Consider the following 19,153-nt stretch of genomic DNA (forward strand, 5'->3'; position numbering starts at 1 on the left):
TAACTTTCGGAATAGCCGGATCAGGATTTCCTCCTGAACCGGCTTACAGAACGCAAGTATTATTGGTTTTCAGCCAGCTGACGATCGTGGCGGCGTTTAAACATCCAGCCAATCAACAGCACAACAATCCACGCGAAACCGACATACAGCGAGATACGCGTATCCGGGTGATAACCAATCAACCCGATAATAAAGAGCAGGAAAATCAGCCCGCCGATGGTCGTTGCTACCCCACCCGGCACTTTAAATTTCAGCGCCTTAACTTCTTCTGGCGGCAAACGGCGACGGAAGGCGATTTGCGACAGCAGGATCATAATCCACACCCATACCGTGGCGAAGGTTGCCAGCGAAGCGATCACCAGGAAGACGTTTTCCGGCATGATGTAGTTCAGATACACCGCAAACAGCAGCGCGGTAGTCATCACCAGCACCGTAACCCACGGAATACCGCGACGCGACGTTTTGCTGAAAATTTTCGGTGCGCTGCCCTGCTCTGCCATACCGTGGAGCATACGGCCTACGCCAAATACGTCACTGTTAATTGCCGACAGCGAAGCGGTCAGCACAACAAAGTTAAGAATGCTGGCGGCAAAGGTAATGCCCATATGCTGGAACGTCAGTACGAACGGGCTACCGGCAGTGCCAACCTGATTCCACGGGTAGATAGACATAATGACGAACAGCGTACCGACGTAGAACACCAGAATACGCATCGGCACGGAGTTAATCGCACGCGGAATCGATTTCTCAGGATCTTTCGCTTCACCGGCGGTAATCCCGATAATTTCGATCCCACCGTAAGCAAACATCACCATTTGCAACGACATTACCATGCCAAGCCAGCCGTTACTGAAGAAGCCGCCGTTGCTCCACAGGTTATGAATACCGGTCGGTTGCCCGCCGTTGCCAATCCCCCAGATGATGATGCCGAAACCGGCGACAATCATGATGATGATGGTGGCGACTTTAAAGAACGAGAACCAGAATTCCAGCTCACCGAAGACCTTCACGCTCATCAGGTTTACGGCGCAAATGATCAGCACCACGCTCAGTACCCAAATCCAGTGCGGCACCGTCGGGAACAAGACACCCATATAGATACCAAAAGCGGTCACATCGGCGATGGCGACAATAAGGATTTCAAAACAGTAGGTCCATCCGGTAATGTAACCTGCCAGCGGGCCAAGGTTTTCCTGCGCATAACGCGAGAAAGAGCTGGCGGCCGGGTTATGTACCGACATTTCCCCCAGCGCACGCATAATGATATACGCCGCGATACCACCGATAATATAGGCCAACAACACGCTCGGACCGGCCATTTTGATGGCGTCTGCCGAACCGTAAAACAGCCCGGTGCCAATTGCTGAACCCAGTGCCATAAAGCGTATGTGGCGGGTACTTAGCCCACGCTTTAGCTTATTCTTACTTTCCATCAATTCCTAACCCATCAACACAATAAAAAACCACGGGGCATCGCAGCCCCGTGGTTAAAACAAATGTTCAGTGATTTAGTGAGCGCTGGAGGTCACCTGACGACCTGCCGCGCGATCCCAGATAATGGCCAGAACCACCATCACCACTGTTGGCATTAACCACGCCAGACCTTGTTCGGCCAGCGGTAAACGCTGCGCCCAGGACGGTAAGATATCGCTGAATGCAGATGCTTTGATCCCGTCGAGAATACCAAAAAGCAGGCTGATAAACATCGGCGGAGCAATCACGCGGGACGAATTATGCCACCATGAGCGTGTAAAACTTAATACAACCAGTGCGATACACGGCGGATAAATAGCGGTCAGCACCGGTACGGAGATCTGGATCAGCTGGCTTAAGCCGAGGTTAGACACCACCATCGAGAAGCCGCCGAGGATAAACACCAGCGTACGATAAGAGAGCGGTACGTACTGGGCAAAGAATTCTGCACAAGCACAGGTCAGGCCAACCGCCGTGACCAGACAGGCGATGAAGATTAACGCCGCCAGCAGGAAGCTACCGCCGCCGCCAAAGGTGTGCTGAACGTAAGCATGCAGAATAGCAGCGCCGTTTGCAGACTGATCGACCAGCGACGCGCTGTCTGAACCCAGACAGAACAGCGCCAGGTACAGCAAAGTCAGACCAACACCCGCCATCAGGCCAGCCCAGACGGTATAACGGGTCAGCAGACGCGCTTCGGTAACGCCACGAGAACGCGCCGCGTTAACAATAACGATACCAAACACCATTGCGCCCAGCGTATCCATGGTCAGATAGCCGTTAACGAAGCCGTTAGAAAATGCAGCGTTTTGATAAGCCTCAGTCGCCGTGCTGATAGAACCCGCCGGCCAGACAATCGCGACAACAGACAGGATGACCAGCGCGATAATTTTCAGCGGCGCAAGGAAGTTGCCCACGGTATCCAGCAGCTTGCCCGGATAGAGCGAAACCAGAATAACGATAGCGAAATAGACCAGGCTGTAGATAAACAGCGGCAGCGCGGAATCACCCGTCAGCGGCGCAATCCCCACTTCAAAGGAAACGGTAGCTGTACGCGGCGTAGCGAAAAGCGGCCCCACCGCCAGGTAACAAACCGTTGCCAGCAGTACGCCAGCGACTTTACCGATTGGCGTGCTGAGGCTGTCAACACCGCCGCCAACTTTTGCCAGCGCCACTACCGTTAATACCGGCAGGCCAACGGCAGTAATGAGGAAGCCGAATGCCGCAGTCCAGACGTGTTCGCCTGCCTGTAAGCCGACCATTGGAGGGAAAATAATGTTACCTGCGCCGACGAACAACGCAAATGTCATAAAGCCCAGAGCGATGATATCGCGCGATCTTAATTGATGGGTCATAAATCATACTGCCTGTGGATGTGGTGTTGTAACGTTAAATTTTTGTGCCAATCCCTGGGGATGATACAGCGGTATATTTAAACAATTTTAGCGGGAAATACTCCCAACCAGGCGCGGCGAAGAATAGTTTTTCGATTTACCGCGTTAATGCAGTCAGTATGACAGCACCTGAAGCGCAATTTAAACGCTTATAACGTTTTAAAGCAAGGAGGGATCTAAAAACCAGAGGTATATAGCGATAAGAAATCACCAACCAGTATAAAACACTATTTCCGTGAAAAAGACATGGCTAATCATGCGAACAAAAAATCACCAACCGTTGTAAAATCTAACGCCCGTATTTTGACTGCAAAGAAAATAAGCCAGCATCGGCTGGCTTATGGCAATAAAAGATGACAAAGGCGGATTAATCGCTGTTTTTGGCAATTAAACGTTCCGGGATAACAAAACTGAAACGTGTTCCTTTTCCTACTGTACTCTCAATATTCAGGCGACTTTCGTGATGATTCACCGCATGTTTCACGATCGCTAACCCTAATCCGCTACCGCCGGTTTGCCGGGAACGCGCTTTATCAACGCGATAAAAACGCTCGGTCAGGCGCGGAATATGCTCCGGTGCAATGCCCGGTCCGTTATCTTCAACGCTAAATTCGGCACCGTGCGGCACTCGCTGCCAGCGTACGGTGATATGCGTGCCTTCCGGCGTATGATTCACGGCGTTATAGACCAGGTTCGAAATCGCACTGCGTAGCTGATCTTCGTTGCCAGACACCTTGAGGCCGTTATCTATCTCAAAGGTAAATGTCTGTTTTTTCTGACTCAGAGTCTGAGCCTCGCGCTCAACAACGCGCAGCATCATCGGCACATCAACCTTTTCATTGAGCAATTGCGTCGGCGCGGCTTCAATTTTCGACAGCGTTAGCAACTGCTTCACCAGCCCTTCCATCCGCTGGGTCTGCTCGCGCATGGTGTGCAACGCTTTTTCGCGTACCGCGCCTTCCAGCGGCTGCTCATCCATCATCTCCAGGTAACCCTGTAACACGGTCAATGGCGTACGTAACTCATGGCTCACGTTGGCAAAAAAGTTACGCCGCGCCCCTTCCAGTTGATGCATTTGCGTGACATCACGCGCCACCATCAGCAACTGTTTGTGGGTATAAGGCATGACGCGAATTTCCAGATGCCGCCCGGTGTTGAGCACCAGATTGAGCGGGCGAGAAAAATCACGCGTTTTCAGATATTGCGTAAACTCCGGGTAACGCAGTAGGTTAAGGATGTTCTGCCCGTTATCTTCCGGCCAGCGCAAACCAAGAATTTGTTGCGCCAGACCGTTACACCAGAAAATACCGCCCTCTTCCGTGGTCAGCACCACCGCGTCGGGCAGCGACTCCGCGCCGCTACGAAAGCGTTTAATCAGATTGCCCAGTTCACGGCGGCGTTTTTTATTTCGCAGCTGCATCTGGTGTAAGCCGTATAGTAGCGGTTCCCAGCTACCACGCCCCGGTGGCGGGGTCATACTGCGATCCACCCACAGCCACCATGAAAGGCGCAATAAATTCCAGAAATGCCAGATAAGCAGTCCTGTTACCGATGCCAGCAAAAACCAGGGCAGGTAACCAAAAAATGCACCCAGGATGAAAGCCGGGAGGCAGCAAAGTAGCAGCTCCAGCACCAGCCTTTTCCACGACAGCCGTTCCAGCACGTAAGATACTCCAGTTAAGAAATCATAAGCCCTGCTCTGCGTCCGATGAGCAAGGCGTTAAAAGCGGGTTGAAAAACGATATCCTGTACCGCGCACGGTCTGCACCATGCGGTCATGCCCGCCGGGCTCCAGTGCTTTACGCAGGCGACGAATGTGGACATCGACCGTGCGGTCTTCCACATACACGTTAGTTCCCCAGACGTGGTTTAACAGCTGCTCGCGGCTGTACACGCGCTCAGGATGCGTCATAAAAAAGTGCAGCAGTTTAAATTCTGTCGGCCCCATCTCCAGCGGCTCTTCGCCCGCCATCACTCGGTGAGATGTCGGGTTGAGACTTAATCCCTGCATCTTAATCACCTCTTCCACCGCCATTGGCGAAATACGGCGCATTACCGCTTTGATTCGCGCCACCAGCTCCTTCGGCGAAAATGGCTTGGTGATATAGTCATCCGCGCCGGTTTCAAGGCCGCGCACGCGATCTTCTTCTTCCCCTCTGGCGGTCAACATCACCACTGGAATATCCCGGGTCATCGACTCGCGCTTGAGGTGTTTGATGAACTGGATACCGGAGCCGCCAGGTAACATCCAGTCAAGGAGAATTAAATCCGGCCAGGGTTCATTCAGTTGATTCACAGCACTGTCATAATCTTCCGCTTCGACCGGCTGAAAGCCATTTTGTTCGAGCACGAAGCAGACCATTTCGCGAATTGGAGCTTCATCTTCTACGACCAGAATACGTCTCGCCATGATTTGCCCTGTTGTAATAAATAGGTTGCGATCATTAATGCGACGTCATTATGCGTCAGATTTATGACAGATTTATGAAAAGCTCGTCGCACATATCTTCAGGTTATTGATTTCCGTGGCGCAGAAAAAAGCAAATGGCACATCTGTTTGGGTATAATCGCGACCATGCTTTTTCGCCAGGGAACCGTTATGCGCATCCTTCACACCTCAGACTGGCATCTCGGCCAGAACTTCTACAGTAAAAGCCGCGAAGCTGAACATCAGGCTTTTCTTGACTGGCTGCTGGAGACAGCACAAACCCATCAGGTGGATGCGATTATTGTTGCTGGTGATGTTTTCGATACCGGCTCGCCGCCCAGTTACGCCCGCACGTTATACAACCGTTTTGTTGTCAATTTACAGCAAACTGGCTGTCATCTGGTGGTACTGGCAGGAAACCATGACTCGGTCGCCACGCTGAATGAATCGCGCGATATCATGGCGTTCCTCAATACAACCGTGGTCGCCAGCGCCGGACATGCGCCGCAAATCTTGCCTCGTCGCGACGGGACGCCAGGCGCAGTGCTGTGCCCCATTCCGTTTTTACGCCCGCGTGACATTATTTCCAGCCAGGCGGGGCTTAACGGTATTGAAAAACAGCAGCATTTACTGGCAGCGATTACCGATTATTACCAACAACACTATGCCGATGCCTGCAAACTGCGCGGCGATCAGCCTCTGCCCATCATCGCCACGGGACATTTAACGACCGTGGGTTCCAGTAAAAGTGACGCCGTGCGTGACATTTATATTGGCACGCTGGACGCGTTTCCGGCACAAAACTTTCCACCAGCCGACTACATCGCGCTCGGGCATATTCACCGCGCACAGATTATTGGCGGCATGGAACATGTTCGCTATTGCGGTTCCCCCATTCCACTGAGTTTTGATGAATGCGGTAAGAGTAAATATGTCCATCTGGTGACATTTTCAAACGGCAAATTAGAGAGCGTGGAAAACCTGAACGTACCGGTAACTCAACCCATGGCGGTGCTGAAAGGCGATCTGGCGTCGATTACCGCACAGCTGGAACAGTGGCGCGATGTATCGCAGGAGCCACCTGTCTGGCTGGATATCGAAATCACTACTGATGAGTATCTGCATGATATTCAGCGCAAAATCCAGGCATTAACCGAATCATTGCCTGTCGAAGTATTGCTGGTACGTCGGAGTCGTGAACAGCGCGAGCGTGTGTTAGCCAGCCAACAGCGTGAAACCCTCAGCGAACTCAGCGTCGAAGAGGTGTTCAATCGCCGTCTGGCACTGGAAGACCTGGATGAATCGCAGCAGCAACGTCTGCAGCATCTTTTCACCACGACGTTGCGTACCCTCGCCGGAGAACACGAAGCATGAAAATTCTCAGCCTGCGCCTGAAAAACCTGAACTCATTAAAAGGCGAATGGAAGATTGATTTCACCCGCGAGCCGTTCGCCAGCAACGGGCTGTTTGCCATTACCGGCCCAACCGGTGCGGGGAAAACCACCCTGCTGGACGCCATTTGTCTGGCGCTGTATCACGAAACTCCGCGTCTCTCTAACGTTTCACAATCGCAAAATGATCTCATGACCCGCGATACCGCTGAATGTCTGGCGGAGGTGGAGTTTGAAGTGAAAGGTGAAGCGTATCGCGCGTTCTGGAGCCAGAATCGGGCGCGTAACCAGCCGGACGGTAATTTGCAGGTGCCTCGCGTAGAGCTGGCGCGCTGCGCCGACGGCAAAATTCTCGCCGACAAAGTGAAAGATAAGCTGGAACTGACAGCGACGTTAACCGGGCTGGATTACGGGCGCTTCACCCGTTCGATGCTGCTTTCGCAGGGGCAATTTGCTGCCTTCCTGAATGCCAAACCCAAAGAACGCGCGGAATTGCTCGAGGAGTTAACCGGCACTGAAATCTACGGGCAAATCTCGGCGATGGTTTTTGAGCAGCACAAATCGGCCCGCACTGAGCTGGAGAAGCTGCAAGCGCAGGCCAGCGGCGTCACGTTGCTCACGCCGGAACAAGTGCAATCGCTGACAGCGAGTTTGCAGGTACTTACTGACGAAGAAAAACAGTTAATTACCGCGCAGCAGCAAGAACAACAATCGCTAAACTGGTTAACGCGTCAGGACGAATTGCAGCAAGAAGCCAGCCGCCGTCAACAGGCCTTGCAACAGGCGTTAGCCGAAGAAGAAAAAGCGCAACCTCAACTGGCGGCGCTTAGTCTGGCACAACCGGCACGAAATCTTCGTCCACACTGGGAACGCATCGCAGAACACAGCGCGGCGCTGGCGCATATTCGCCAGCAGATTGAAGAAGTAAATACTCGCTTACAGAGCACAATGGCGCTTCGCGCGAGCATTCGCCACCACGCGGCGAAGCAGTCAGCAGAATTACAGCAGCAGCAACAAAGCCTGAATACCTGGTTACAGGAACACGACCGCTTCCGTCAGTGGAACAACGAACTGGCGGGTTGGCGTGCGCAGTTCTCCCAACAAACCAGCGATCGCGAGCATCTGCGGCAATGGCAGCAACAGTTAACCCATGCTGAGCAAAAACTTAATGCGCTTGCGGCGATCACGTTGACGTTAACCGCCGATGAAGTTGCTACCGCCCTGGCGCAACATGCCGAGCAACGCCCACTGCGTCAGCGCCTGGTCGCGCTGCATGGGCAGATTGTTCCCCAACAAAAACGTCTGGCGCAGTTAATGGTCACTATCCAGAATGTCACTCTGGAACAGACGCAACGTAATGTCGCACTTAACGAAATGCGCCAGCGTTATAAAGAAAAGACGCAGCAACTTGCCGATGTGAAAACCATTTGCGAGCAGGAAGCGCGCATCAAAACGCTGGAAGCCCAGCGTGCACAGTTACAGGCGGGTCAGCCTTGTCCACTTTGTGGTTCCACCAGCCACCCGGCGGTCGAGGCGTATCAGGCGCTGGAGCCTGGTGTTAATCAGTCTCGATTACTGGCGCTGGAAAACGAAGTTAAAAAGCTCGGCGAAGAAGGTGCGGCGCTGCGCGGGCAACTGGATGCATTAACGAAGCAGCTTCAGCGCGATGAAAACGAAGCGCAAAGCCTCCGACAAGATGAGCAAGCACTTACTCAACAATGGCAAGCCGTCACGGCCAGCCTCAATATCACCTTGCAGCCACAGGACGATATTCAACCGTGGCTGGATGCACAAGATGAGCACGAACGCCAGCTGCGGTTACTCAGCCAACGACATGAATTACAAGGGCAGATTGCCGCGCATAATCAGCAAATTATCCAGTATCAACAGCAAATTGAACAACGTCAGCAGCAGCTCTTAACGGCATTGGCGGGTTATGCACTGACATTGCCACAGGAAGATGAAGAAGAGAGCTGGTTGGCGACACGTCAGCAAGAAGCGCAGAGCTGGCAGCAACGCCAGAACGAATTAACCGCGCTGCAAAACCGTATTCAGCAGCTGACACCGATTCTGGAAACGTTGCCGCAAAGTGATGATCTCCCGCACAGCGAAGAAACTGTGGCGCTGGATAACTGGCGGCAGGTTCATGAACAATGTCTCGCATTACACAGCCAGCAGCAGACGTTACAGCAACAGGATGTTCTGGCGGCGCAAAGTCTGCAAAAAGCCCAAGCGCAGTTTGACACCGCGCTACAGGCCAGCGTCTTTGACGATCAGCAGGCGTTCCTTGCGGCGCTAATGGATGAACAAACACTAACGCAGCTGGAACAGCTCAAGCAGAATCTGGAAAACCAGCGCCGTCAGGCGCAAACGCTGGTCACTCAGACAGCAGAAACGCTGGCACAGCATCAACAACACCGACCTGACGGGTTGGCTCTCACTGTGACGGTGGAGCAGATTCAGCAAGAGTTAGCGCAAACTCACCAAAAGTTGCGTGAAAACACCACGAGTCAAGGCGAGATTCGCCAGCAGCTGAAGCAGGATGCAGATAACCGTCAGCAACAACAAACCTTAATGCAGCAAATTGCTCAAATGACGCAGCAGGTTGAGGACTGGGGATATCTGAATTCGCTAATAGGTTCCAAAGAGGGCGATAAATTCCGCAAGTTTGCCCAGGGGCTGACGCTGGATAATTTAGTCCATCTCGCTAATCAGCAACTTACCCGGCTGCACGTGCGCTATCTGTTACAGCGCAAAGCCAGCGAGGCGCTGGAAGTCGAGGTTGTTGATACCTGGCAGGCAGATGCGGTACGCGATACCCGTACCCTTTCCGGCGGCGAAAGTTTCCTCGTTAGTCTGGCGCTGGCGCTGGCGCTTTCGGATCTGGTCAGCCATAAAACACGTATTGACTCGCTGTTCCTTGATGAAGGTTTTGGCACGCTGGATAGCGAAACGCTGGATACCGCCCTTGATGCGCTGGATGCCCTGAACGCCAGTGGCAAAACCATCGGTGTGATTAGCCACGTAGAAGCGATGAAAGAGCGTATTCCGGTGCAGATCAAAGTGAAAAAGATCAACGGCCTGGGCTACAGCAAACTGGAAAGTACGTTTGCAGTGAAATAACTATTCAGCAGGATAATGAATACAGAGGGGTGAATTATCTCTTGGCCTTGCTGGTCGTTATCCTGCAAGCTATCACTTTATTGGCTACGGTGATTGGTAGCCGTTCTGGTGGTTGTGATGGTGGTATGAAAAAAGTCATTTTATCTTTGGCTCTGGGCACGTTTGGTTTGGGGATGGCCGAATTTGGCATTATGAGCGTGCTCACGGAGCTGGCGCATAACGTAGGAATTTCGATTCCTGCTGCCGGGCATATGATCTCGTATTATGCACTGGTGGTGGTGGTCGGTGCGCCAATCATCGCACTCTTTTCCAGCCGCTACTCACTCAAACATATCTTGTTGTTTCTGGTGGCGTTGTGCGTCATTGGCAACGCCATGTTCACGCTCTCTTCGTCTTACCTGATGCTCGCCATTGGTCGGCTGGTATCCGGCTTTCCGCATGGCGCATTTTTTGGCGTCGGAGCGATCGTGTTATCAAAAATTATCAAACCCGGAAAAGTCACCGCCGCCGTGGCGGGGATGGTTTCCGGGATGACAGTCGCCAATTTGCTGGGCATTCCGCTGGGAACGTATTTAAGTCAGGAATGCTGGCGTTACACCTTTTTATTGATCGCTGTTTTTAATATTGCGGTGATGGCATCGGTCTATTTTTGGGTGCCAGATATTCGCGACGAGGCGAAAGGAAATCTGCGCGAACAATTTCACTTTTTGCGCAGCCCGGCCCCGTGGTTAATTTTCGCCGCCACGATGTTTGGCAACGCAGGTGTGTTTGCCTGGTTCAGCTACGTAAAGCCATACATGATGTTTATTTCCGGTTTTTCGGAAACGGCGATGACCTTTATTATGATGTTAGTTGGGCTAGGGATGGTGCTGGGAAATATGCTAAGTGGCAGGATTTCAGGACGTTATTCACCACTGCGCATTGCAGCAGTGACTGACTTTATCATTGTACTGGCACTGCTGATGCTCTTTTTCTGCGGCGGCATGAAAACAACGTCGCTTATTTTTGCTTTTATTTGTTGCGCGGGATTATTTGCCCTTTCAGCACCTCTGCAAATATTGTTACTGCAAAATGCCAAAGGAGGAGAGTTATTAGGTGCCGCAGGTGGGCAAATAGCGTTTAACCTCGGTAGCGCCGTCGGCGCATATTGCGGAGGTATGATGCTGACGCTGGGGCTGGCATATAATTACGTGGCGCTGCCTGCCGCCCTGCTTTCGTTTGCTGCGATGTCATCGTTGCTGCTGTATGGTCGCTATAAGCGCCAGCAAGCGGCGGATAGTCCGGTGCTGGCGAAACCACTGGGGTAGATTACTGTCACGGTGCGCGTTGCTTATTGCCGGATGCGGCGTGAACGCCTTATCCGCCCTACGCGGTTCTGGCACATTTTGTAGGCCTGATAAGACGCGGCAAGCGTCGCATCAGGCATGATGCGCCAATTGCCTACGTTTTTTACTCTTGTGGCCATAACCACGCAGCGCCGCGTACGCCGCTGGAATCACCGTGCTTCGCCTTACTCACCGGCGTTTCACATTCGCCGCCGAAGACAAATTGTTTAATCAACTGCCCAACCGTTTGATATAAACGGTCTACATTGCTCATCCCGCCCCCCAGGACAATCACATCCGGATCGAGAATATTCACGACATGTGCCAGCGATTTTGCCAGCCGCAGCTCGTAGCGACGCAATGCCAGTTCCGCTACCGGATCGCTTTCTTCAACCAGGCGGATAATTTCACTGCCTTTCAGCGCATGTCCGCTCAAACGACGATAATCCGTCGCGAATCCCGTGCCCGAAATAAAGGTTTCAATACAACCTTGTTTACCGCAATAACAAGGGACTTCCTCGCGATAACGCAGTTCGTCTTCGTCCATCCACGGTAGCGGATTGTGTCCCCACTCACCTGCCGTGCCATTGCCGCCGATATGCGTCCGCCCATTGAATGCCACGCCCGCGCCGCATCCCGTGCCGATAATCACGGCAAATACCGTCTGCGCTCCCGCTGCCGCGCCATCTACTGCTTCTGAAACCGCCAGACAGTTGGCATCATTTGCCAGCCGCACTTCCCGCTGCAACCTCGCGCTTAAGTCTTTATCGAATGGCTGACCGTTGAGCCAGGTTGAATTGACATTCTTCACCACACCGGTGTAGGGCGAAATCGAACCTGGAATGCCCATACCTACCGTTCCGCGCTGCCCTGTCGCCTGCTCCGCCATATCAACCAACGTGGCGATCGTTTCAATAGTCTGCCGGTAATCATCACGCGGCGTGGGCAGACGATGGCGGTACAACTGCTCCCCTGCATCGCCCAGTGCAATCACTTCAGTTTTGGTGCCGCCTAAATCGATACCTATACGCACTGTACTCTCCTTATTTTTTTCAATATCAATAGCGTAGAGACGGACAACCGGATTGGCAATGCAAGGCCGCCGACAATTCGTTATCATGCCCGCTAAATTTAACGACAAGGCCGTGGAAATTATCATGCTGTGGTTCAAAAATTTAATGGTTTACCGTCTTAGCCGCGAGATTTCGCTGCGTGCAGAAGAGATGGAAAAACAGCTAGCCTCGATGGCATTTACCCCATGCGGCAGCCAGGACATGGCGAAGATGGGCTGGGTTCCTCCGATGGGATCGCACAGCGATGCGTTAACGCACGTTGCCAATGGTCAAATTGTTATCTGCGCGCGCAAAGAAGAAAAAATCCTCCCGTCTCCGGTGATTAAACAGGCGCTGGAAGCGAAAATCGCCAAACTGGAAGCGGAACAGGCGCGTAAGCTGAAGAAAACCGAAAAAGATTCGCTGAAAGACGAAGTGCTGCACTCTCTGCTGCCGCGTGCTTTCAGCCGTTTTAGCCAGACAATGATGTGGCTCGACACGGTTAACGGTTTGATTATGGTGGACTGCGCCAGTGCCAAAAAAGCGGAAGATACGCTGGCATTACTGCGTAAAAGCCTGGGGTCGTTACCGGTTGTACCATTGAGCATGGAAAACCCGATTGAACTGACGCTGACCGAATGGGTTCGCTCCGGTAGTGCGGCACAGGGCTTCCAGCTGCTTGATGAAGCCGAGCTGAAATCGTTGCTGGAAGATGGCGGCGTGATCCGCGCGAAGAAACAAGATCTGACCAGCGAAGAGATCACCAATCACATTGAAGCCGGAAAAGTGGTGACTAAACTGGCGCTCGACTGGCAGCAGCGCATTCAGTTTGTGATGTGCGACGATGGTTCGCTCAAGCGTCTTAAGTTCTGCGACGAGCTGCGCGATCAAAACGAAGATATCGACCGTGAAGATTTCGCCCAGCGTTTTGATGCCGATTTCATCCTGATGACTGGTGAACTGGCAGCGTTAATTCAAAACCTGATTGAAGGATTAGGTGGCGAAGCACAACGTTAATTGCTGATTTTCCTTTAATGCCGGATGCGACGCCTGCCGCGTCTTATCCGGCGTACGAAGCCACACCAGGCATATAATTATTCGCTACGGCGAGCAATAATTTTTAGCGCAGCAATATTATGCGTTTTACGCCGTAACTGATCTAATCGCCTCATCCCTATTCGCCTGTCAGCAGCACGCAGAATATTCACTAACCCCCATTTATCGCTGGTAAATTGTTTTGTTAACAGCTCCGCTTTTGGGGTATCAATATATTCACGCAATAAATCAGAAATTGAACAAATATCCGTCAGGTAAGGATACCAGCAAGTTTCACCGTGAAAATTACGCACTCCAGCGTTACCTGCAATAAAGTCTTTCGGGTAATCCCAGATCACGTTTTTATCCAACGTGATCCAATAACGCGGTAAATCGGTACTTCCACCATTTTGGCTGCGCATGGGATAACGGGTACAGTGAATTTGCAGGTTGATCGTTGGCGTCAGTAAGTCATAGATCTCCCGCTGTAACTTGCTCCATGGACGTTGTGTCATTGTTTTTCCTCAAGCCGGTGACGCGCTTCACTGCGAATTTTCCGCGTTGCCCCGGTTTTCACTAAATCACGTAACTGCGAAAGATCGGGTTGTTCGACAAATAAGAGTAATGATGGATCCTCTTTTAACCACGCCGTTTTCACATCGGCAGCCAGCTGTGGATTATTAATAGCCAGCGACCGATCCTGAGGCTCAGTCAATGTCGTTAACAACGACGCCGGGGTATGTGCGTTGCGTAATGCCGTTTGGCGCAAATGATCATTGCGACTTTGCAGCAATGCACGCCACCATTCATCATCTGATTTATCTTTTATCGTAGCCAGTTCCGCAAAAAATACCTGGAGATCTTCACTGATATTTATATCAACCTTGATGAATTATGAATATATCGGAAATTGAAAAAATCGCAGCAAAGGAAATATTATTATGGGTTAAAGAGAGGATATTTCAGAAAAATGCCCTCCCGTTCAAGGGGAAGGCGAGGAATTACAGATAGCGGCACAGATAAGAGGTAGGTTCGGCAACTTGAAGATGAAACTCACTGTGACCGGGAACATTAAACACCGAACCGGCTTCATACACTTGCCAGTCGGTCGCGTCAGGCAGTAACACATTCAGCGCGCCACTGATTACCGTCATCTCTTCCGGCTCAGCGGTGCTGAAGGTGTATTCGCCTTCAACCATAACACCCACGCTGGCGCGACCAGTGCTGCTGCTGGAAAAGCCGATCGATTTCACTTTGCCGGAAAAGTACTCATTACTTTGAAGCATAAACTGGCCCTGTCTGGTAGTTGAACATCTACTTCACTATAGGGGCCAGAGGCGCTGGCTGTCACGCAAAATTACACCAGTAATTCCGCAGCCAGCCGTGCAATCAATACGTTAGAGAGCAAGACAGGAACATCGAGCTGTTTTTGCAGTAAATCGCGATGACGTTGGTGAAATCCTAAACAATCCAGCATGATGACATCAGCCCCTTTTGCCAGTAATTCTTTCCCAGCATCAATGATTTTTTGTTCTGAATCATGAATGGGGTTACCCAATGAAAATACCGGCGATTTCTGCAAAATTTGCCATTTTTGCGCCTGAACGGGCAGCATCTCCTCAACCGGAACGATAACCCCCACCTGATGATCTTCAACAATAGAGGAAACCAGTGGAGGCAATATTCGCGACGGCTCAAGAAAGATCGTATTACGCGCAGTCATACTACTAATGTTTGCTGTACTCATTAATAAAATGACGTCATAACCCTGATTATCGAGCACTTCAACCACACCTTGCAGATCTCGCTCCACTTTACGACGCGAAACATGGGCCAGCTGGTTGTCATTTAATAATGTGAGAATGGTGTCTTCGCCTGCTTCTGGCGCGTACTCCGCCATCACTTCTTCACGACTTAACTTCCCCAGCAGGCTATGATGGGAAATATTATCTTCGTCAATGTATTCCGTCAGGAGCGGCAAAACCTCCTGCATAGGTACAATGCCGATGGTCAGGATCGCCAACGACGCACTCATTGTTCATCCACCTTACTTTTCTTTCGTCGTTAATTACCGGGCAAGTGTGAAGCACCACTGCTGACACTTACTTGTGCTACAAATGACAAAAAGCGTAGCAGCAGACGTGCACGGCATAATGTAAAGATTCCAAATGATTCCAGTAATGGAATGTTATTGTTTAATATTCTAATTATTAGAAAAACATAAATTATGAAAAATGTGACGCAGATCCCTTGTAGTGGCACTCAGAATCCCTTCCGAGCAGTCTGATGCGGTCACTCTTTGTCAGGGTCCTCATAGCGTTTTTTCGCATCCATCGCTTCCTGAGCCGTCGGATGTTCACTGATCAACGAGTCTGGTTTAGGATGATCGGCTCTGAGTTGGTACCAGGTTACCGTCTGTCCTGGCTTTCCTTTTTCAATCGTCACTATATATGCTTCACGAGGATAAGGCGGTTTCGTTGGCATCGTTCTTCCTTATTTCACGGGATGAACGTTAAGTATAGGCGCTCTAAAATCAACAATTGATCGTCTGTGCCAGGGCGCTACGAATTTCAGAAATCACCTGGCTGGGTTCGTTTGTTGCGTCGATGATAATATGCGCAACTTCGCGATATAGCGCATCGCGTTCTTCCAGCACTTCCTGAACTTCTTCGCTCAGCGGTTTTCCCGTTAAGGTTGGCCGTAAATCTTCTTCCGGTGCAGCTTGCAGTCGGTTAACCAGGACTGATACTGGCGCACACAAATAAACCACGATCCCGTTATTTTGCATGAAGTGACGATTAAATTCCGTCAGAATAATGCCGCCGCCTGTAGCGATAACGGTGGATGCCGCAGTTACCGCTTCCAGCGCCGCCGTTTCTCTGGCGCGAAATCCCGCCCACTCTTCCCTTTCGACGATCTCCGCGACCGTCATATTGAGCTGTGATTGCAACCACTGATCGGTATCGACAAACCGACGGTTAAGCGAATCGGCAAGGGCCATTCCGACCGTTGTTTTACCACAGCCCCGAGGCCCGATCAGAAAAAGAGGTTGTGTCATCGTGGGTTTTCCCCAATAGGTCGCAATGCGGCGAAAGCCGGTGTCATGAGAATAGCGATCATACCATCAAACTAGTACAATTTCGATTGTAAAGAAAAAATTCCACTTAAAGTAAAAATCTCAATACATCCCTTACTATACCAATAAATATTCAAGAATGAAGTGTAAATAATAAATTACATTTAGCCACGACTACGTTGCACTTCCAGCCACCACTTCTCCAGCTCCGCGGCAAAGGCCTGGCGGTCACGTTGTGAAAGGCTATCTGGTCCGCCGGTCTGGATCCCACTGGCACGTAAGGTATCCATAAAATCGCGCATCGTCAGGCGCTCACGAATGGTCGCTGGCGTGTAACGTTCGCCGCGCGAATTAAGCGCCGCTGCGCCTTTCTCGATGGCTTCAGCAGCCAAAGGTATATCTGCGGTGATCACCAAATCGCCCGCTTCACACTGCCGGACAATTTCGTTATCGGCAACGTCGAAACCTGCCGCGACGCGCAGCGTACGAATAAATCGCGATGGCGGCACGCGTAAACTCTGGTTTGCTACCAGTACCAGCGGCATCTGCATACGTTCCGCCGCGCGATACAAAATCTCTTTAATTACATTGGGACACGCGTCGGCATCCACCCAAATTGTCATAAAGTCATCCTTTGTTAGGTAATCCTCTATTGTGTCGCGCTTTTGCCTTCCGGCATAGTTCTGTTTATGCTTCTGCCAGCGATTATCAAAACAATGAATTTCACGGCAGGAGTGAGGCAATGGAAAAGAAAATCGGTTTTATTGGCTGCGGCAATATGGGAAAAGCCATTCTCGGCGGTCTGATTGCCAGCGGTCAGGTGCTTCCAGGGCAAATCTGGGTATACACCCCCTCCCCGGATAAAGTCGCCGCCCTGCATGACCAGTTCGGCATCAACGCCGCAGAATCGGCGCAAGAAGTGGCGCAAATCGCCGACATCATTTTTGCTGCCGTTAAACCTGGCATCATGATTAAAGTGCTTAGCGAAATCACCTCCAGCCTGAATAAAGACTCTCTGGTCGTTTCTATTGCTGCAGGTGTCACGCTCGACCAGCTTGCCCGCGCGCTGGGCCATGACCGGAAAATTATCCGCGCCATGCCGAACACTCCCGCGCTGGTTAATGCCGGGATGACCTCCGTAACGCCAAACGCGCTGGTAACCCCAGAAGATACCGCTGATGTGCTGAATATTTTCCGCTGCTTTGGCGAAGCGGAAGTAATTGCTGAGCCGATGATCCACCCGGTGGTCGGTGTGAGCGGTTCTTCGCCAGCCTACGTATTTATGTTTATCGAAGCGATGGCCGACGCCGCCGTGCTGGGCGGGATGCCACGCGCCCAGGCGTATAAATTTGCCGCTCAGGCGGTAATGGGTTCCGCAAAAATGGTGCTGGAAACGGGAGAACATCCGGGGGCACTGAAAGATATGGTCTGCTCACCGGGAGGCACCACCATTGAAGCGGTACGCGTACTGGAAGAGAAAGGCTTCCGTGCCGCAGTGATCGAAGCGATGACGAAGTGTATGGAAAAATCAGAAAAACTCAGCAAATCCTGATGACTTTCGCCGGACGTCAGGCCGCCACTTCGGTGCGGTTACGTCCGGCTTTCTTTGCTTTGTAAAGCGCCAAATCTGCCGATTTCAACCACTCACGATAGTGACTCATTTGTGGGTTCAGCGGCGCAACCCCCACACTAATCCGTAAAGTTACCTGTGGCGTATTCGGCAAGCGTAACGTGTTTAGCCCTTCACGCACCCGTAACATGGCGGTAATGGCGCTCTCAGCTGGCGTACCGGACATGATTACTGCAAACTCATCGCCGCCAAACCGACCAATCACATCGCTACCGCGCAGGGTAATTTGTAACTGTCGGGTAAGCGCCACAATCGCTTCATCGCCCACATCATGACCCCAGGTATCGTTGATGCTCTTGAAATGGTCGATATCGATAATCAGTAACGTTGCATCGCGATTATGCCGCCGACAGTTATCAAATTCATTGCGTAACATAGTTTCCCAATGACGTCGGTTATACACGCCCGTCATGCCGTCGCGAGTACTCATGACCTGCAACCTGCGTTTATGTTCCGCCAGTTTGGTTGCCGTCTGGTAGCTGACCCAGCCAAACATCAGAGGATAAACGACAATAATGGGAAGGGAGAGCCACCATTCCAGCGGAGCACTATTGAACGACACGGTAATGCCCGTAAGCTCGAGGGTGACAAGGCAGGAAACCACCATCAACACCAGACCCGCGACAAACAGACGGGGGCCGCCTGCCCCCATCAAATTCAGACACAGAATCATCAACATAGCGGTGGAAGGCAGCACGTTTACGCCCATTACGCCTACCCACATTCCCGCTAATACTGCATCGGTTTTTAAGTTGTAAATTTCCCGGCTAAGCGGATCGACGGCCCTGCTCGCTATCTGCCAGGCTAAATGCGGCCAGACGAACGCCCAGCCGACCAACACCAGCCACCACCAGCCCGGCGGCGGGTGCGAAACCAGCGTTGAAGCAATCGGTAAGAACATGCCAGCCAGGCCAACCGCACGGGGTAGTCTGACGCGACGGGCGAAGCGCAGCCCGGACCGCTGATGTTCGTTTTGAGGAGTTAAAGGAGGTTCCTCCCCATGCGCCGCCGCTTTTTTGAAAAAGTTTTCATCATTCATTATTTTTGGGAACATTCAGAAACAATTTTCCCAAATTATAGAGACGGGGCTAAAGGCAGAAGTATGAAATTTCGGGTGAGCCACTTTCGTAGCTCACCCGTTAGCACTATCTGAACCGCCCCGGGAATCCTGGAGACTAAACTTCCTGAGAAAGAGGTAAACAGGATGACTAAAAATACTCGTTTTT

General features: G+C 51.6%; 17 protein-coding genes and 1 pseudogene. 5 read left to right on the forward strand and 13 right to left on the reverse strand.

Annotated elements, in window-relative coordinates; genetic code table 11:
* Window positions 1–59: 59 nt before the first annotated feature.
* The 4 genes from proY to phoB form a co-directional block, all read right to left on the reverse strand.
* Window positions 60–1,433, reverse strand: a complete 1,374-nt coding sequence (gene proY / locus ABZJ92_RS08175; RefSeq protein WP_000444173.1) for a proline-specific permease ProY — start codon at window positions 1,431–1,433, stop codon at window positions 60–62.
* Between the two features lie 75 nt (window positions 1,434–1,508).
* A complete protein-coding gene (gene brnQ, locus ABZJ92_RS08180; protein ID WP_000149647.1) occupies window positions 1,509–2,828 on the reverse strand; it encodes a branched-chain amino acid transporter carrier protein BrnQ in 1,320 nt (439 codons plus the stop codon).
* A 406-nt stretch (window positions 2,829–3,234) separates the two neighbouring features.
* Complete coding sequence (phoR, locus tag ABZJ92_RS08185) at window positions 3,235–4,530, reverse strand: phosphate regulon sensor histidine kinase PhoR (RefSeq protein ID WP_000893611.1); 1,296 nt, start codon at window positions 4,528–4,530, stop codon at window positions 3,235–3,237.
* Between the two features lie 57 nt (window positions 4,531–4,587).
* Window positions 4,588–5,277 (reverse strand): phosphate response regulator transcription factor PhoB, encoded by a 690-nt coding sequence (gene phoB / locus ABZJ92_RS08190; RefSeq protein WP_000113938.1) that lies wholly within the window; start codon window positions 5,275–5,277, stop codon window positions 4,588–4,590.
* 189 nt (window positions 5,278–5,466) lie between these two features.
* On the opposite strand from phoB, the gene sbcD reads away from it, so the two are divergent.
* From sbcD to araJ, 3 genes are all read left to right on the forward strand, one after another.
* On the forward strand, window positions 5,467–6,669 hold the full coding sequence (gene sbcD / locus ABZJ92_RS08195; protein ID WP_001221306.1) for an exonuclease subunit SbcD: 1,203 nt from the start codon (window positions 5,467–5,469) through the stop codon (window positions 6,667–6,669).
* Window positions 6,666–9,809 carry an exonuclease subunit SbcC gene (sbcC, locus tag ABZJ92_RS08200; protein ID WP_000698943.1) on the forward strand — a complete coding sequence of 1,048 codons (3,144 nt, stop codon included), beginning with the start codon at window positions 6,666–6,668 and terminating at the stop codon, window positions 9,807–9,809. Before sbcD ends, sbcC begins: the two co-directional genes overlap by 4 nt.
* A 125-nt stretch (window positions 9,810–9,934) precedes the next feature.
* Window positions 9,935–11,116, forward strand: coding sequence for an MFS transporter AraJ (gene araJ / locus ABZJ92_RS08205; protein WP_005053102.1), 1,182 nt, complete (start codon window positions 9,935–9,937; stop codon window positions 11,114–11,116).
* A gap of 142 nt (window positions 11,117–11,258) precedes the next feature.
* Here araJ and mak read toward each other — a convergent pair whose 3' ends face one another.
* Window positions 11,259–12,167 (reverse strand): fructokinase, encoded by a 909-nt coding sequence (gene mak, locus ABZJ92_RS08210; RefSeq protein WP_001219335.1) that lies wholly within the window; start codon window positions 12,165–12,167, stop codon window positions 11,259–11,261.
* A gap of 124 nt (window positions 12,168–12,291) precedes the next feature.
* Between mak and rdgC the strand changes: the two genes are divergently transcribed.
* Window positions 12,292–13,203, forward strand: a complete 912-nt coding sequence (gene rdgC, locus ABZJ92_RS08215; RefSeq protein ID WP_005053105.1) for a recombination-associated protein RdgC — start codon at window positions 12,292–12,294, stop codon at window positions 13,201–13,203.
* A gap of 77 nt (window positions 13,204–13,280) precedes the next feature.
* Here the strand turns inward: rdgC and ABZJ92_RS08220 are convergent, their stop codons facing one another.
* The 7 genes and pseudogenes from ABZJ92_RS08220 to ABZJ92_RS08250 form a co-directional block, all read right to left on the reverse strand.
* Complete coding sequence (locus tag ABZJ92_RS08220) at window positions 13,281–13,736, reverse strand: SF0329 family protein (RefSeq protein ID WP_000194195.1); 456 nt, start codon at window positions 13,734–13,736, stop codon at window positions 13,281–13,283.
* A pseudogene (locus tag ABZJ92_RS08225) lies at window positions 13,733–14,068 on the reverse strand (DUF2773 domain-containing protein); the annotation flags it as partial. The gene ABZJ92_RS08220 and the pseudogene ABZJ92_RS08225, both read right to left, overlap by 4 nt.
* A 154-nt stretch (window positions 14,069–14,222) precedes the next feature.
* The gene (gene ppnP / locus ABZJ92_RS08230) at window positions 14,223–14,507 is read right to left on the reverse strand and encodes a pyrimidine/purine nucleoside phosphorylase (RefSeq protein ID WP_000941942.1); all 285 of its coding nucleotides are present in this window, start codon (window positions 14,505–14,507) and stop codon (window positions 14,223–14,225) included.
* A gap of 71 nt (window positions 14,508–14,578) precedes the next feature.
* On the reverse strand, window positions 14,579–15,256 hold the full coding sequence (locus ABZJ92_RS08235; protein ID WP_001276420.1) for an AroM family protein: 678 nt from the start codon (window positions 15,254–15,256) through the stop codon (window positions 14,579–14,581).
* 257 nt (window positions 15,257–15,513) lie between these two features.
* A complete protein-coding gene (gene yaiA, locus ABZJ92_RS08240; RefSeq protein ID WP_001142439.1) occupies window positions 15,514–15,705 on the reverse strand; it encodes a protein YaiA in 192 nt (63 codons plus the stop codon).
* A 49-nt stretch (window positions 15,706–15,754) separates the two neighbouring features.
* Window positions 15,755–16,279 carry a shikimate kinase AroL gene (gene aroL, locus ABZJ92_RS08245; protein ID WP_000193385.1) on the reverse strand — a complete coding sequence of 175 codons (525 nt, stop codon included), beginning with the start codon at window positions 16,277–16,279 and terminating at the stop codon, window positions 15,755–15,757.
* A 182-nt stretch (window positions 16,280–16,461) separates the two neighbouring features.
* Window positions 16,462–16,920 carry a YaiI/YqxD family protein gene (locus ABZJ92_RS08250; protein ID WP_000158164.1) on the reverse strand — a complete coding sequence of 153 codons (459 nt, stop codon included), beginning with the start codon at window positions 16,918–16,920 and terminating at the stop codon, window positions 16,462–16,464.
* A 119-nt stretch (window positions 16,921–17,039) separates the two neighbouring features.
* On the opposite strand from ABZJ92_RS08250, the gene proC reads away from it, so the two are divergent.
* Entirely contained in the window at window positions 17,040–17,849 is an 810-nt protein-coding gene (gene proC / locus ABZJ92_RS08255; protein WP_001295331.1) for a pyrroline-5-carboxylate reductase, read from the forward strand.
* Between the two features lie 16 nt (window positions 17,850–17,865).
* On the opposite strand, the gene adrA is transcribed toward proC, so the two are convergent.
* Entirely contained in the window at window positions 17,866–18,981 is a 1,116-nt protein-coding gene (adrA, locus tag ABZJ92_RS08260; RefSeq protein ID WP_005053118.1) for a diguanylate cyclase AdrA, read from the reverse strand.
* Window positions 18,982–19,153 lie beyond the last annotated feature (172 nt).

It is taken from the genome of Shigella sp. FJ200513 (assembly GCF_040495915.1).
In the GTDB taxonomy this organism is placed as follows: Bacteria; Pseudomonadota; Gammaproteobacteria; order Enterobacterales; family Enterobacteriaceae; genus ECMA0423.

What these genes read in the sequence shown, in the direction of transcription:
- brnQ (WP_000149647.1), bottom strand. Translation starts at nt 2,828, where the DNA reads ATGACCCATCAATTAAGATCGCGCGATATCATCGCTCTGGGCTTTATG.
- ABZJ92_RS08250 (WP_000158164.1), bottom strand. Translation starts at nt 16,920, where the DNA reads ATGACAATTTGGGTGGATGCCGACGCGTGTCCCAATGTAATTAAAGAG.
- adrA (WP_005053118.1), bottom strand. Translation starts at nt 18,981, where the DNA reads ATGTTCCCAAAAATAATGAATGATGAAAACTTTTTCAAAAAAGCGGCG.
- proC (WP_001295331.1), top strand. Translation starts at nt 17,040, where the DNA reads ATGGAAAAGAAAATCGGTTTTATTGGCTGCGGCAATATGGGAAAAGCC.
- sbcC (WP_000698943.1), top strand. Translation starts at nt 6,666, where the DNA reads ATGAAAATTCTCAGCCTGCGCCTGAAAAACCTGAACTCATTAAAAGGC.
- aroL (WP_000193385.1), bottom strand. Translation starts at nt 16,279, where the DNA reads ATGACACAACCTCTTTTTCTGATCGGGCCTCGGGGCTGTGGTAAAACA.
- araJ (WP_005053102.1), top strand. Translation starts at nt 9,935, where the DNA reads ATGAAAAAAGTCATTTTATCTTTGGCTCTGGGCACGTTTGGTTTGGGG.
- sbcD (WP_001221306.1), top strand. Translation starts at nt 5,467, where the DNA reads ATGCGCATCCTTCACACCTCAGACTGGCATCTCGGCCAGAACTTCTAC.
- ppnP (WP_000941942.1), bottom strand. Translation starts at nt 14,507, where the DNA reads ATGCTTCAAAGTAATGAGTACTTTTCCGGCAAAGTGAAATCGATCGGC.
- yaiA (WP_001142439.1), bottom strand. Translation starts at nt 15,705, where the DNA reads ATGCCAACGAAACCGCCTTATCCTCGTGAAGCATATATAGTGACGATT.
- ABZJ92_RS08220 (WP_000194195.1), bottom strand. Translation starts at nt 13,736, where the DNA reads ATGACACAACGTCCATGGAGCAAGTTACAGCGGGAGATCTATGACTTA.
- proY (WP_000444173.1), bottom strand. Translation starts at nt 1,433, where the DNA reads ATGGAAAGTAAGAATAAGCTAAAGCGTGGGCTAAGTACCCGCCACATA.
- ABZJ92_RS08235 (WP_001276420.1), bottom strand. Translation starts at nt 15,256, where the DNA reads ATGAGTGCGTCGTTGGCGATCCTGACCATCGGCATTGTACCTATGCAG.
- rdgC (WP_005053105.1), top strand. Translation starts at nt 12,292, where the DNA reads ATGCTGTGGTTCAAAAATTTAATGGTTTACCGTCTTAGCCGCGAGATT.
- phoB (WP_000113938.1), bottom strand. Translation starts at nt 5,277, where the DNA reads ATGGCGAGACGTATTCTGGTCGTAGAAGATGAAGCTCCAATTCGCGAA.